Consider the following 12,759-nt stretch of genomic DNA (forward strand, 5'->3'; position numbering starts at 1 on the left):
GTGTCAGACTGTGAAGCTTTCGCCGCAGCCGCACATGCCCTTGGCGTTGGGATTGTCGAACACGAATCCGGCGGTGAAATCGTCCTCGCGCCAGTCCATCGTCGATCCGATCAGATAAAGCAGCGAACCGGCGTCGACGAACAATATGCCGCCCGGGGTTTCAATCCGCTCGTCCATCGGGCTGGCGTCCGCCAGATAATCCACCGAATAGGCAAGGCCGGAACAGCCGCGCTTGGGCGTCGAAAGGCGTACGCCCACCGTCCCTTCGGGGGCTTTGGCCATCAGCTCGCGAATCCGTTCGGTGGCGTTCGGAGTCACGTTCAGGGCGGCCGGTCGGGCGCGGGTCGTGGTGCTCATCACAGCATTCCCAGTTCGAGTTTCGCTTCCTCGGACATCTTCTGCGGGTCCCAGGGCGGGTCCCACACCAGATTGACCTCGGCATGGCCGACGCCCGGCACCGCGCCCACCCGCAATTCCACTTCGCCCGGCATGGATTCGGCGACCGGGCAATGCGGCGTCGTGAGCGTCATGGTGACGACGGCATGGGCGTCATCGTCGATCTCAAGTCCATATATAAGACCTAGGTCATAGATATTCACGGGTATCTCGGGATCATAGATTTCCTTCAGCGCCGTGATCACCGCCTCATAGAGTTCGCCGCCCGGCTCATTTCCGGTCAGCGCCTCCGCCTTTTGCGTGAGGAAACCCTCCAGATAATCCGGCCTGCGATCTGCGCGGGGGTCCACCTGCGGCCGTTCCGGCTTTGCCGGAGCCGCATCGACTTCCTCCACGGTGAACTTGCCCGTTTCGTCGTTCATCCGAATATCCTGCTTACCTTCTCGATGCCGCGGACCAGCGCCTCGACATCGCTTTCGTCATTGTAGATGCCGAAGCTCGCACGAGCGGTCGCCGGCACGCCCAGATGCTCCATCAGCGGTTGGGCGCAATGGTGCCCGGCGCGGATCGCCACGCCCGCCTCGTCCAATATGGTGCCGACGTCATGCGGATGCGCGCCGTCGACCGCAAAGCTGACGATGCCGGCCGCGTTCTCCGGCCCGAACAGGCGCACGGAGTTGATCCGCGACAGCCTTTCCCGCGCCAGCCGCACCAGCGCGGTCTCATGCTCGATCATCAGGTCCATGCCGATGCCCTCGACATAGTCGATCGCGGCGTGAAGCCCGATCGCGCCGATGATGTGCGGCGTGCCCGCCTCGAACCGCGCGGGCGGCGGGGCATAGCTGGTGCGCGCGAAGGTCACCTGGTCGATCATCGCGCCGCCGCCCTGCCACGGCGGCATGCCGTCCAATATGTCGGGCCTTGCCCACAGCACGCCGATGCCGGTCGGGCCATAGAGCTTGTGTGCCGAAAACACGTAGAAGTCGCAATCGAGCGCCGCCATGTCGAGCTTCATGCGGGGCGCGGCCTGGCAGCCGTCGAGCAGCAGCTTTGCACCAACCGCATGCGCCAGATCGGCGGCGCGTCGGGCGTCCAGCACCGATCCAAGCACGTTTGACACATGGGCCAGCGCCACAAGCCTGTGCGCGGGGGTCAGCATTGCCGCCATTGCGTCGAGGTCGATCTTGCCGTCCGCCGTCAGCGGGGCGACGTCGATCTCGATGCCGGTCCGGTCGCGGATCAACTGCCACGGCACGATGTTGCTGTGATGCTCCAGCACCGACAGCATGATCCGGTCGCCGGGCTTCAGATGGGTGACGCCCCAGCTTTGCGCGACAAGGTTGATCGCTTCGGTCGCGCCGCGCACGAAGACGATTTCATCGGGGGAATCGGCGCCGATGAACGCCGCGACGCGCGCCCGCGCCCGCTCATAAGCTACCGTCATGTCGGCAGAACGTGTGTAGACGCCACGATGGACCGTCGCATAGTCGCGCGCATAGCCCTGCGCTATGGCATCGACCACCGGCTGCGGCTTTTGCGCCGTGGCGGCGGTGTCCAGATAGCTCCAGCCATCGGGGATCGCCGGAAAATCGGCCCGGCGGTTGATCTTCAGCAGGGTTTCGGTCGCGGTCATGCCGCGCCTCCCAGCCACTCGTCGGCGTCCCCCTTGAAGGCCTCGCGCGCCTGCTCCTCGCCGATCCGGTCCAGCGCGTCGGCGATGAACGCGCGGGTCAGCAGCGCGCGCGCGTCAAGCGGAGGAACGCCACGGGCGGAGAGATAGAAGAGCGCGTCCCGGCTCAACTCGCCCACCGTCGCGCCATGGGCGCATTTCACGTCGTCGGCGAAAATCTCAAGCTCGGGCTTGAGGTTGATGGTGGCCGTGCGCTCCATCAGCAGCCCTTTCAGCGATTGCTCGGCGTCGGTCTTCTGCGCCTGCCGCGCAACCTCGACACGCGCCGCAACGCTCGCCGTCGCCTGATCCGCCGCCACCATCCGCCACGTCTGGCGGCTCATCCCTTCGGGGCTTGCATGGCGCAGCACGACATTGGCGTCATGACGCTGCTTGCCTCTTGCCAGCAGAGCGCCGCCGATCTCGGCGAAAGCGCCTTCGCCCGCCAGCTCGGACCGGACATCTATCCGGCTGTCGGCCCCGCCCGCGCCGAGGAAGCTGGTGTAAAGGCTCGCCCCCTCGGCCAGTTCCGCGCGCTCGGTCATGCTTTGAAAGCCGCTGCCGCCCAGCAGCCGCACGGCGCGCATCGCCCGCGCGCTCCTGCCAAGGCGGATGGCGGTCAGCCGGTTCACCCAGCCTTCGCCCGCATAGGTTTCGATGATGCTCGCCTGCGCATCGTCGTCCATGTCGATGCGCGCCGCCAGATGGTTCGTCCCGCCGGTGGACAGGTGGACGATCTCCACCGGCGCGCCGGGCGCATGGTCGCGGCCCAGCGCCAGCCGCCAGCCCTTGCCTTCCGCCAGCCTTCCCAGCGGGTGATCGCCCGCCGATGCGTCAATTGCGCCTACGGTGACCGGGCCGGGGCTGCTGCTGTCCGCCTGATAGACGCCGTCGACGAACAGGAGACGCGGCCCGCCGCAACCGAGGAAGAACCCGCTCGCATCGCCTGCGCTGCCGCTCGGCTGCGTCTCGGCGAGCGCGGGCAGTGCGGCAAGGTCGCTCCAGCGCCATGCCTCTTCGCGGGTGGACGGGAGGGTGAGCAGGGTCACGCCGCCTGATCCTCCTCGACGGTTGCGCCATAGCCCTCGCGCTCCAGCTCATGCGCAAGCTCCGGCCCGCCCGACCGGATGATCCGGCCTGCGGACAGCACATGCACGAAATCGGGCTTCACCACGTCCAGCAGGCGCTGGTAATGGGTGATGAGAAGCACGGCCTTGTCCGGCTTGCGCATGATACGGTTGATGCCGTCGCCGACCACCCGCAGCGCATCGATGTCGAGCCCGCTGTCGGTCTCGTCCAATATCGCGAGCGCCGGGTCGAGCACGCCCATCTGCACCATTTCGTTGCGCTTCTTCTCGCCGCCCGAAAAGCCGACGTTCACCGGGCGCTTCAGCATGTCGGCGGAAAGGCCGAGCGCATCGGCCTGCGCGCGCGACAGCTTCAGAAACTCTCCGGCCGACACTTCGCTCTGCCCCCGCGCGCGCCGCTGGGCGTTAAGCGCCGTGCGCAGGAACTGGACGTTCGATACGCCAGGTATCTCCACCGGATATTGCATGCCAAGGAAGATGCCGGCGGCGGCGCGCTCATGCGGCTCCAGCCCAAGCAGGTCCTTGCCCATGAAGGTGACGGAGCCTTCCGTCACTTCATAGCCCTGGCGTCCGGCCAGCACATAGGACAGGGTCGATTTGCCAGCGCCGTTCGGCCCCATGATCGCGTGGATTTCCCCCGCGTTCAGCGTCAGGTTCAGGCCCTTCAGGATCGGCTTGCCGTCAATCTCGGCGTGAAGGTTTTCAATTCTGAGCATTGTTTCCATTCTCGTCGGAGAGCTTGCGCACCGTTGCTTCGGCAAGCACTTTTTCCCGAAGCGTCTCCTCGAGGTTGAGGACGGACTGTTCGGCGGTGAGCCGCGAGGACGCCTCGGGTTCGCTCGGATTGCCGATGCGGCGGAAGCGCAGCACGTCGGCGAGCAGCGCCTCGCGCATCGACCGGCAATTGGCGAAGGCCTCGTCTGCCAGGGTGGAGGCCAGGCGGTCCTTGATCTCCATGCTCTTGATCGCGCCAAGAACGCATTCGCCATAGGCGATGCTTTGCGCGTTGATGGATTCGCGGACCATGTTGCCGTCCGGCGGCGGCGGCGCTTCGGTGGCCGACCCGCATGCGGCAAGAGCCAGCGGCAGCGCGAGCAGCAGCTTTTTCATCCTACACTCCCTTCAAGGCTGATACCCAGGAGCTTCTGGGCTTCGACCGCGAACTCCATGGGAAGCTGTTGCAGCACTTCGCGGCAGAAGCCGTTCACGATCAGCGCCACCGCATCCTCGGCGGAAAGCCCGCGCGACATGGCGTAGAACAGCTGATCGTCGCTGATCTTGGAGGTTGTCGCCTCATGCTCGATCTGCGCCGAGGGGTTCCTCACCTCGATATAGGGCACGGTGTGCGCGCCGCAGTCGTGGCCCAACAGCAGCGAATCACACTGGGTGAAGTTGCGGACGTTTTCGGCGGTGGGGCCGACGCGCACCAGGCCGCGATAGGTGTTGTCCGACTTGCCCGCCGATATGCCCTTGGAGATGATGGTGGACCGGCTGTTTCGCCCGAGGTGGATCATCTTGGTGCCGGTGTCGGCCTGCTGATGATTGTTCGTGACGGCGACGGAATAGAACTCGCCCACCGATTCCTCGCCCGACAGCACGCAGCTTGGATATTTCCAGGTGATGGCGGAGCCGGTCTCAACCTGCGTCCACGACACCTTGGAGCGTCTGCCCTGGCACAAGGCGCGCTTGGTGACGAAATTGTAGATGCCGCCCCTGCCTTCGGCATCGCCCGGATACCAGTTCTGGACGGTGGAATATTTAATCTCCGCATCGTCCAGCGCGACCAGCTCCACCACGGCCGCGTGAAGCTGGTTCTCGTCGCGCTGTGGTGCGGTGCAGCCCTCCAGATAGCTGACATATGATCCCTTGTCGGCGATAATCAGCGTCCGCTCGAACTGGCCGGTGTTGGCCGCGTTGATCCGGAAATAGGTGGAAAGCTCCATCGGGCAGCGCACGCCCTCGGGAACATAGACGAAGGTGCCGTCGGAAAAGACCGCGCAGTTGAGCGCCGCGAAATAATTGTCGGCCTGGGGCACGACCTTGCCGAGCCACTTTCTCACCAGATCGGGATATTCGCGGATCGCTTCCGAAATCGACAGGAAGATGACCCCCGCCTTCTTCAGCTCCTCGCGAAAGGTGGTGGCGACGGAAACGCTGTCGAACACCGCGTCCACGGCGACCTTGCGCGCGCCCTCGACATTGGCGAGCAGCTTCTGCTCCTCGATCGGGATGCCCAGCTTTTCGTATGTGGAGCGGATTTCCGGGTCTAGCTCGTCAAGCGAGGCAAGCGTCGGCTTGGCCTTGGGCGCGGCGTAATAATAGGCGTCCTGATAGTCGATCGGCGGGATTCTGAGCTTGGCCCATTCCGGCGACGGCATCTTCTGCCACAGGCGATAGGCCTTCAGCCGCCAGTCGAGCATCCATTCCGGCTCGTTCTTGCGGGCCGATATATAGCGCACCGTATCCTCGCTCAGCCCCTTGGGCGCGAACTCCTGCTCGATATTGCTGGAAAAGCCCCATTTGTACTTTGACGCCTCGGCGACGGCGGCCGCTGCTTCGGGGTTACGCACATTCATTGAACCACTCCATGGGCGAGGCTTTCAAGACTGACGCCCGCCAGCGCCCCGCGTATCGCTCCGTTGACCGCGGGCCAGTGCGACCGAACCCGGCATCCTGTTTCAAGCCCGCAATCATGCCGGCCCTGATCGACGCACGCCGTCATCGCAATCGGTCCGTCGACCGCCTCGACGATATCGGCAAGGCTGATGCTGTCGGCGGCGCGCGCCAGCACAAACCCGCCGCCGCTGCCGCGCGCGGACCCGAGCAGCCCGGACTGTGCCAGCCGCCCCATCAGCTTCTGGACCGTGGGCAGGGGGACGCCGGTCTGCTCGGCGACAAGCGCCGCCGACAGCCTTGTGCCGGGTTCGGCACGCGCGGCAGCGGACATCACCACCACTGCATAATCGGCAAGACTGGTCAGGCGCACCGGGGCAACTCCAATCGCGATCCTAATTCGGACCGATTCGTTCCGATTGGCACTTGGGGTCTCGGCGCGCCGGGGTCAACCCCCGCCGGATCAGGTTTTCAGGGTCAGCGGCGACACCAGCCCGCTGATCCTGCGCCGCGCCGTCATCAGACGGGTGAGGGGCGTGGGCACAAGCTGGAACTGGCGCGGGGTCTGTCCTGTAAAGCGCTTGAACTCGCGGATGAAGTGGGACTGGTCGTAAAAGGCGTCGCCCATAAGGTCCTGCCAGTCGACACCCTCATCGGAAAGGCTGGAAGCGATTCTGAGCGCGCGGTACTTGCGGGCGAGCAGCTTTGGCGGCGCACCATAGATGCGGTTGGTCAGCCGCTCGACCTGGCGCCCGGAAAGACCGGTTTCGGCGATCAGCGTATCGACATTGGGTGATATGTCGCCCATCAGCCATTCGTTGGTGGCATGGATGAACCATTCGAGCGGGCGGTCGCGCGGCTGCTGGACCAGGCTGCGCATCGAAAGATCGGCGATTCCGATCATGTTATCAAAGCTTTGGCTGTGGCGCAGGATGTCGAGCATGTCCTCGGCGAAAGTGCCGAGAACAGCGCGCGCATCCTCGACAAGGTCGGTCATTTCCGCAGCGCTGCCGCCGATGATCGCGTTCCAGCCCGCAGGCAGCAGGCCGATGCCGAACACGACAAGCGGTCCCTTGGCAGTGATGCGGGTGGCGGACGTCGTTGGGCCGGTCACCATCGCTTCCGGGCATTTCGCTTTGGATCCGTCGCCGAAAGTATAGTGGCCACTGCCGGAAAGCATGAACCTGATCTGTGGAAGATCGGCCCGAGTACTGTCGGCAATATCGGAAAGATCAGCGCGAAACAGATAATAAGTAGAGATAAACTCTCGTAGTTCAGGTGCAGGCGCAGCATAGCGTAGCGACAACATTGCTGACTCGAGGGCCCCCGGCTTTACTGGAATGATCCATGCTAGCCGGGCCGCATGGGGCCAGTCCACCGAAAATTTGCTGATCTGGAAACAAAAAGGCCCGACCGGCCGAAACCGGCCGGGCTTCAAGTTGTGAGGTTCCGTGGCGAAGCGCGAACGCTTCTTGACGGTCCCCTCGGGTCGCGCCCCGCTAATGGTGCAATGCAAGGTGTCGAGTCTTGGACAAATCCGACATCGGCCGTGAATTATTTGCATGCGGCGGCGCCGTTCGCGGAAAACGCGGGTTTTGACCCATGGCCGACGGACTGCCATAGCTCCCCGCTGTGATGCCTTACCGTCTGATTCGCCCGCTTGTTTTCCGCTTCGACGCCGAACGGGCGCATGGCCTGACCATCGCCGCGCTGAAGATGCTGCCCGAGACCGGGCTGCGGGAAACATCGCCGCGCCTGCGCACAAGTGTGGCGGGGCTGGATTTCCCGTCCCCGGTCGGGCTTGCGGCGGGTTTCGACAAGAACGCGGAGGTGCCGGACGCCATGCTCCGGCAGGGCTTCGGCTTTGTAGAGGTGGGCACGCTGACGCCCCGTCCGCAACAGGGCAACCCCACGCCCCGGTTGTTCCGGCTGGCGGAGGACCGCGCGGTTATCAACCGAATGGGCTTCAACAACGGCGGGCAGGCAGCGGCGGCGCAGCGGCTCACGCGGCGGCTTGGCAGGCCCGGCATCGTCGGCGTCAATATCGGCGCGAACAAGGACTCGGACGATCGAATCGCCGACTATACCGAGGGCGCGCGGGCGATGGCTGGCCTCGCGAGCTATCTCACCGTCAACATTTCCTCGCCCAACACGCCGGGGTTGAGGGCGCTGCAATCGCGCGAGGCGCTGGACGAACTTCTGGACGGCGTCATGACGTCACGCGGAGCGGGTGGCCCGCCGGTGTTCCTGAAAGTCGCGCCCGATCTGGAGCCCGCCGATGTCGACGATATCGCGGGCGTCGCGATGGCGCGGAAGATCGATGCGCTGATCGTCTCGAACACGACGATCGACCGGCCGCGCGAACTCCGCTCTCCGCTTGCGGGTGAATCGGGCGGCTTGTCGGGCGCGCCGCTGAAAGGGCGCGCGCTGGAGATGCTGCGGCAGTTCCGGCGGGCCACGGGCGGCGCGCTTCCGCTTATCGGCGTCGGGGGTATCGGCTCGGCCGAAGACGCCTATGAGCGTATTCGCGCGGGCGCCAGCCTGGTGCAGCTTTACACCGCGCTTGTGTATGAGGGGCCGGGGCTGGTCCGAAGGATCAATCAGGGACTTGCCCGGCTGCTGGAACGCGACGGGTTTGCAACCTTGGCCGATGCCGTGGGAACCGAAGAGAAATGATGGTCCGACTTCTTCTTGTCCTCTCCCTGCTGGCGCTGCCGTTTCAGGCGGCCCTTGCCGAGGGGGGAATGGTTTCCGCCGCCGATCCGCGCGCGGCGGAGGCTGGGCGCGAGATGCTTCGCGAAGGCGGGTCCGCCGTGGATGCGGCCCTGGCCATGATGCTTGCGCTCACCGTGGTGGAGCCGCAGTCGTCCGGCATCGGCGGCGGCGGCTTTCTGGTCCACCATGACGCCCGGAACGGCGGCGTCACCACCATCGACGGGCGCGAGGTGGCGCCCGCCGCCGCCACGGCGAACCGTTTTTTGAACGCCGATGGCACCAGGATGGGATTCCGCGAGGCAGTCGCTGGCGGTCTGTCGGTCGGCGTTCCGGGAAATGTGCGGCTGATGGAAATGGCGCATGGGCGCTGGGGCAGGCTCAAATGGTCGCGCCTGTTCAAGCCCGCGATCAAACTGGCCGACGACGGGTTCAAGATCACGCCGGCGCTCCACAAGCGTCTTGAGCAGATGAAAGTCGCGCTGCGCGACTTTCCCGCCATTCGCGCGCATTATTACGATGCGTCGGGTGCGCCCAAGCCGGTCGGCGCACGGATAAAGAATCCCGAACTGGCCCGTCTATTGAGGCATGTCGCCAAGCACGGCGCACCCGGCTTTTACCAGGGCTGGCCCGCGCGCAGGCTTTCATCCGCCGTTGCAACGGCTCCGCGCAATCCTTCCCAACTGACCGAGGCCGATCTCATTGCCTATCGCGCGGAGGAGCGGCCTGCCGTCTGCGGCAGCTATCGCGGTTATCGGGTCTGCGGCATGGGTCCGCCATCGGCCGGGGGAATCGCGATCGTCCAGATGCTCGGAATGCTCGAGCGGTTCGATCTGAAGGCGCTTGGCCCCAATGACCCGCGAAGCTGGCACCTGATCTCAGAGGCGATGCGCCTCGCCTATGCCGATCGCGACACCTATATCGCTGACCCCGGCTTTGTGCCCGTGCCTGTCGCGGGGCTGATCGATCCGGGGTACATCCGGGAAAGGTCGGCGCTGATCAGCATCGACTCGGTCATGGCCAAGGCGCTTCCCGGAAAGCCCCCGGGGGCTGGCGCGTGGCGCTATGCACCGGCGGCCGAAGTGCCTTCCACCACCAGCTTCGCCGCGGGCGACGGCGCTGGCAATCTCGTGGCCGTCACCTCCACGATCGAAGGCCCGTTCGGCAGCTTCCTGATGGCGAACGGCTTTCACCTGAACAACGAGCTGACCGATTTCAGCTTCGTGCCCGAGCGCGGCGGCCTGCCCGTCGCCAACCGCGTGGAGCCGGGAAAGCGGCCGCGCAGCGCCATGTCGCCAACCATCGTTCAGGGGCCTGACGGCAAGGCCATGCTTGCGCTTGGCTCGGCGGGCGGGCCTCGCATCATCATGCATGTCATGAAGACGCTGGTCGGCGTGCTCGATTGGGGGCTGCCGGTCGATCAGGCGATCGCTCTCCCGAATATCTTCCTGAGCGGCAACGCCATTCTGGTGGAGAAGGGAACGTCGCTCGAGGCCATGCGTGACCAGTTGACGGCGCTGGGCCACATCGTCACGCCCGCCGAGCTTGGATCGAAGGTGAATGCGGTCGAACGACGCGACGGCGCGTGGAAAGGCGGGGCCGACCCGCGCAGTGAAGGCGTCGCGCTCGCCGAGTGACGCGGCGGGAGAGGAAGAGCATGGTCCGGAGCTTCGAGGATTTTCCGAATCTGGTGTCGATGTTCTTTTCCCGTGCGCGCCAGCACGGGGACGCCCCCTTTCTGTGGCGCAAGCATGGCGACGGTTGGCAGCCGACAAGCTGGGCCGAAACCGCCCGGCAGGTCGCCTGCCTGGCCGAGGCGCTCGCCGGGCTCGGCCTGAACCGGGGAGACCGGGTGGCGCTGGTCTCCGAAAACCGCCCCGAATGGTGCATCGCGGACCTTGCGATCATGGCGGCGGGCTGCGTCACGGTGCCGACCTACACCACCAACACCGAGCGCGATCACCTGCACATATTGGAGAACGCGTGCGCCAAGGCCGTGTTCGTCTCCACGCCAAAGCTGGCGCGGACACTGTTGCCCGCCGTTGTGCAGTCGTCGGAATGCAGGACGGTGATCGGGTTCGAGCCGTTGCGCATCGGCCAGCAATCCGACGTGACTTTGTACGATCTCGATAGGCTGGTCGCCGATTGTCCGGCCGATGTCACGGCCGCCGAACAAAGGGCCGAAGCGCTGACGCGCGACGATCTCGCCTGCATCATCTATACGTCAGGTACCGGCGGCGCACCGCGCGGCGTGATGCAGCATCATGGCGGCATCCTCCACAATGTCGCGGGCTGCTTCGATATCATCGCCAATGATTTTCCGGACGGAACCGAAACCTTCCTGTCCTTCCTTCCGTTGAGCCATGCCTATGAGCATAGCGGCGGCCAGTTCCTGCCGATCGGGATCGGCGGGCAGATCTATTATGCCGAAGGGCTCGAAAAGCTTGCCTCCAACATCGAGGAGGTGCGCCCGACGATCATGGTCGTGGTGCCGCGCCTGTTCGAGGTGCTGCGCGCCCGCATGGTCAAGACGATCGAAAAGCAGGGCAAGGCGGCGCAGTGGATGCTGGAGCAGGCGCTGAGGCTGGGCCGCGTCCGCTATGAGCGGGGCCGTCTGCCGCTGTATGAAAAGCCGCTGGACCTGCTGCTGGAGCGAACCTTCCGCCCGAAAGTGCGCAACCGCTTCGGCGGGCGGATCAAGGCCATGGTTTCAGGCGGCGCGCCGCTCAACAGCGATGTGGGGCTGTTCTTCCAGTCGCTGGGGCTGACGCTGCTGCAAGGCTATGGCCAGACCGAGGCGTCGCCGGTGATCTCGTGCAACCGGCCGGGCGCGGGCATCCGCATGGACACGGTCGGCCCACCGCTGAAGGGGGTGGAGGTCCGCATCGCCGAAGACGGGGAAATCCTGGTCAGGGGCGAGCTGGTGATGCACGGCTATTGGCGCAACGACGCGGAAACGGCGCGGGTTCTGAAGCAGGGCTGGCTCCATACCGGCGATGTCGGCCACCTCGACGATCGCGGGCGGCTGGTCATCACCGACCGCAAGAAGGACATCATCGTCAACGACAAGGGCGACAATGTCGCGCCGCAGCGGGTGGAGGGAATGCTCACCCTGCAGCCCGAGATTTTCCAGGCGATGGTGCATGGCGACCGGCGGCCGCATCTGGTCGGGCTGGTCGTTCCCGATCCGGAATGGGCGAGGACCTGGGCGGCGGCGCGCGGGCTGCCGGATGATCCGGCCGCGCTCTCGACAAGCCATGAGTTCCAGCGCGCCATGATGGCGGCGGTGGACAGGGTCAACGCCAATCTTTCGGTCATCGAGCGGGTCAGGCGGATCATCCTCGCCGATGCGCCTTTCACGGTCGAGAACGAGCAGCTTACGCCGTCCCTCAAGATCAGGCGGCATGTGCTGCGCGGCGTCTACGCGGCGCGGCTGGAGGCGCTGTACCGGCAATGACCGCCAGTGTAGAAGGGCCTATGACCGCCGCCACGATCAATCCGGACGAAGCCGCGCATTTCGGCAGGCTCGCCGCCGACTGGTGGAACTCGTCCGGCGAATCCGCGATGCTCCACCGGTTGAACCCGGTGCGGCTCGCCTATGTGCGCGAGCGCATCGATTCCCATTTCGGCGCATCCCGGCGCGACCGCCATCCGCTGGCGGGCAGGACGGCGCTGGACGTCGGTTGCGGCGCCGGCCTTCTGGCGGAGCCGCTCGCCCGGCTTGGCGCGAAGGTGACGGCGGTCGACGCCGCGCCGGAGAACATCGCAGTCGCCCGGAGCCACGCCGCCGAAATGGGTCTGGAGATCGACTATCGCGCGGGCGAGGTCGGGGCCTTGCGCGATGAAGGCCCCCGGTTCGATCTGGTCACCGCGATGGAGGTGGTCGAGCATGTCAGCGACGTGCCCGCCTTCATTGCGGCGCTTGCCGCGCTGGTGAAGCCCGATGGGCTTGTCGTGCTTTCCACTCCCAACCGCACCGCCGCCGCGCGGCTCGCGATGATCACGCTCGGCGAGGGGCTGAAGATGATCCCGCGGGGGACACATGACTGGTCCAGCTTTCTGACGCCCGATGAGCTGGAGCAGTATCTGCTGAACGCAGGGCTGAAGGTGTCGGACCGAAAAGGGTTGGGCTTTTCGCCCGCGCGGGGATTTGTGCTGAGCGACGATCTGACGCTCAACTATCTGATGGCCGCGACGCCTGCCCATTAGCCGTTCCGCCCCTTCGTTTCGCATGGTTAATCTGCTATTTCAGTGAGCCCCGGCCGGAGCGGCGTCTTCCCG

At 65.4% G+C, this 12,759-nt stretch carries 13 protein-coding genes; 4 read left to right on the forward strand and 9 right to left on the reverse strand.

Translation table 11 applies throughout. The annotated features are described in order from the left end of the window. Window positions 1-3 precede the first annotated feature (3 nt). The 9 genes from BSL82_RS15135 to BSL82_RS15175 form a co-directional block, all read right to left on the reverse strand. Window positions 4-357, reverse strand: a complete 354-nt coding sequence (locus BSL82_RS15135) for a HesB/IscA family protein (RefSeq protein ID WP_072598117.1) — start codon at window positions 355-357, stop codon at window positions 4-6. Then, window positions 357-818 carry an SUF system Fe-S cluster assembly protein gene (locus BSL82_RS15140; RefSeq protein ID WP_072598118.1) on the reverse strand — a complete coding sequence of 154 codons (462 nt, stop codon included), beginning with the start codon at window positions 816-818 and terminating at the stop codon, window positions 357-359. The genes BSL82_RS15135 and BSL82_RS15140 overlap by 1 nt, the downstream gene beginning before the upstream one ends. Further along, the gene (locus BSL82_RS15145; protein WP_072598119.1) at window positions 815-2,029 is read right to left on the reverse strand and encodes an aminotransferase class V-fold PLP-dependent enzyme; all 1,215 of its coding nucleotides are present in this window, start codon (window positions 2,027-2,029) and stop codon (window positions 815-817) included. The genes BSL82_RS15140 and BSL82_RS15145 overlap by 4 nt, the downstream gene beginning before the upstream one ends. Next, window positions 2,026-3,114, reverse strand: a complete 1,089-nt coding sequence (locus BSL82_RS15150) for a SufB/SufD family protein (protein ID WP_072598120.1) — start codon at window positions 3,112-3,114, stop codon at window positions 2,026-2,028. Before BSL82_RS15150 ends, BSL82_RS15145 begins: the two co-directional genes overlap by 4 nt. Continuing rightward, a complete protein-coding gene (sufC, locus tag BSL82_RS15155; RefSeq protein ID WP_072598121.1) occupies window positions 3,111-3,869 on the reverse strand; it encodes a Fe-S cluster assembly ATPase SufC in 759 nt (252 codons plus the stop codon). The genes BSL82_RS15150 and sufC overlap by 4 nt, the downstream gene beginning before the upstream one ends. Next, a complete protein-coding gene (locus BSL82_RS15160; RefSeq protein WP_072598122.1) occupies window positions 3,856-4,263 on the reverse strand; it encodes a hypothetical protein in 408 nt (135 codons plus the stop codon). The genes sufC and BSL82_RS15160 overlap by 14 nt, the downstream gene beginning before the upstream one ends. Further along, window positions 4,260-5,729: a Fe-S cluster assembly protein SufB gene (gene sufB / locus BSL82_RS15165; protein ID WP_072598123.1), complete on the reverse strand. Its 1,470-nt coding sequence runs from the start codon at window positions 5,727-5,729 to the stop codon at window positions 4,260-4,262. Before sufB ends, BSL82_RS15160 begins: the two co-directional genes overlap by 4 nt. After that, window positions 5,726-6,139: an SUF system Fe-S cluster assembly regulator gene (locus BSL82_RS15170; protein ID WP_072598124.1), complete on the reverse strand. Its 414-nt coding sequence runs from the start codon at window positions 6,137-6,139 to the stop codon at window positions 5,726-5,728. The genes sufB and BSL82_RS15170 overlap by 4 nt, the downstream gene beginning before the upstream one ends. 90 nt (window positions 6,140-6,229) lie before the next feature. Further along, window positions 6,230-7,075, reverse strand: a complete 846-nt coding sequence (locus BSL82_RS15175; RefSeq protein WP_072598125.1) for a helix-turn-helix domain-containing protein — start codon at window positions 7,073-7,075, stop codon at window positions 6,230-6,232. Between the two features lie 326 nt (window positions 7,076-7,401). Here BSL82_RS15175 and BSL82_RS15180 point away from each other — a divergent pair, with 326 nt between their 5' ends. Genes BSL82_RS15180 through ubiG form a run of 4 tightly spaced genes read left to right on the forward strand, consistent with a single transcriptional unit; the run spans window position 7,402 to window position 12,687 of the window. Continuing rightward, on the forward strand, window positions 7,402-8,442 hold the full coding sequence (locus BSL82_RS15180) for a quinone-dependent dihydroorotate dehydrogenase (RefSeq protein WP_072598126.1): 1,041 nt from the start codon (window positions 7,402-7,404) through the stop codon (window positions 8,440-8,442). After that, window positions 8,442-10,115: a gamma-glutamyltransferase gene (ggt, locus tag BSL82_RS15185; protein WP_335743896.1), complete on the forward strand. Its 1,674-nt coding sequence runs from the start codon at window positions 8,442-8,444 to the stop codon at window positions 10,113-10,115. Before BSL82_RS15180 ends, ggt begins: the two co-directional genes overlap by 1 nt. 20 nt (window positions 10,116-10,135) lie before the next feature. After that, complete coding sequence (locus BSL82_RS15190; protein ID WP_072598128.1) at window positions 10,136-11,935, forward strand: AMP-dependent synthetase/ligase; 1,800 nt, start codon at window positions 10,136-10,138, stop codon at window positions 11,933-11,935. Then, entirely contained in the window at window positions 11,932-12,687 is a 756-nt protein-coding gene (gene ubiG / locus BSL82_RS15195; RefSeq protein WP_226998490.1) for a bifunctional 2-polyprenyl-6-hydroxyphenol methylase/3-demethylubiquinol 3-O-methyltransferase UbiG, read from the forward strand. The genes BSL82_RS15190 and ubiG overlap by 4 nt, the downstream gene beginning before the upstream one ends. Window positions 12,688-12,759: the final 72 nt, after the last annotated feature.

Origin of the sequence: Tardibacter chloracetimidivorans (assembly GCF_001890385.1) — a bacterium.
Classification (GTDB): Bacteria; Pseudomonadota; Alphaproteobacteria; order Sphingomonadales; family Sphingomonadaceae; genus Tardibacter; species Tardibacter chloracetimidivorans.

Excerpts from the sequence above, each read along its gene's own strand:
- BSL82_RS15135 (WP_072598117.1), bottom strand. The coding sequence starts at position 357 with ATGAGCACCACGACCCGCGCCCGACCGGCCGCCCTGAACGTGACTCCG.
- BSL82_RS15140 (WP_072598118.1), bottom strand. The coding sequence starts at position 818 with ATGAACGACGAAACGGGCAAGTTCACCGTGGAGGAAGTCGATGCGGCT.
- BSL82_RS15145 (WP_072598119.1), bottom strand. The coding sequence starts at position 2,029 with ATGACCGCGACCGAAACCCTGCTGAAGATCAACCGCCGGGCCGATTTT.
- sufC (WP_072598121.1), bottom strand. The coding sequence starts at position 3,869 with ATGCTCAGAATTGAAAACCTTCACGCCGAGATTGACGGCAAGCCGATC.
- BSL82_RS15160 (WP_072598122.1), bottom strand. The coding sequence starts at position 4,263 with ATGAAAAAGCTGCTGCTCGCGCTGCCGCTGGCTCTTGCCGCATGCGGG.
- sufB (WP_072598123.1), bottom strand. The coding sequence starts at position 5,729 with ATGAATGTGCGTAACCCCGAAGCAGCGGCCGCCGTCGCCGAGGCGTCA.
- BSL82_RS15175 (WP_072598125.1), bottom strand. The coding sequence starts at position 7,075 with ATGTTGTCGCTACGCTATGCTGCGCCTGCACCTGAACTACGAGAGTTT.
- BSL82_RS15180 (WP_072598126.1), top strand. The coding sequence starts at position 7,402 with ATGCCTTACCGTCTGATTCGCCCGCTTGTTTTCCGCTTCGACGCCGAA.
- ggt (WP_335743896.1), top strand. The coding sequence starts at position 8,442 with ATGGTCCGACTTCTTCTTGTCCTCTCCCTGCTGGCGCTGCCGTTTCAG.
- BSL82_RS15190 (WP_072598128.1), top strand. The coding sequence starts at position 10,136 with ATGGTCCGGAGCTTCGAGGATTTTCCGAATCTGGTGTCGATGTTCTTT.
- ubiG (WP_226998490.1), top strand. The coding sequence starts at position 11,932 with ATGACCGCCAGTGTAGAAGGGCCTATGACCGCCGCCACGATCAATCCG.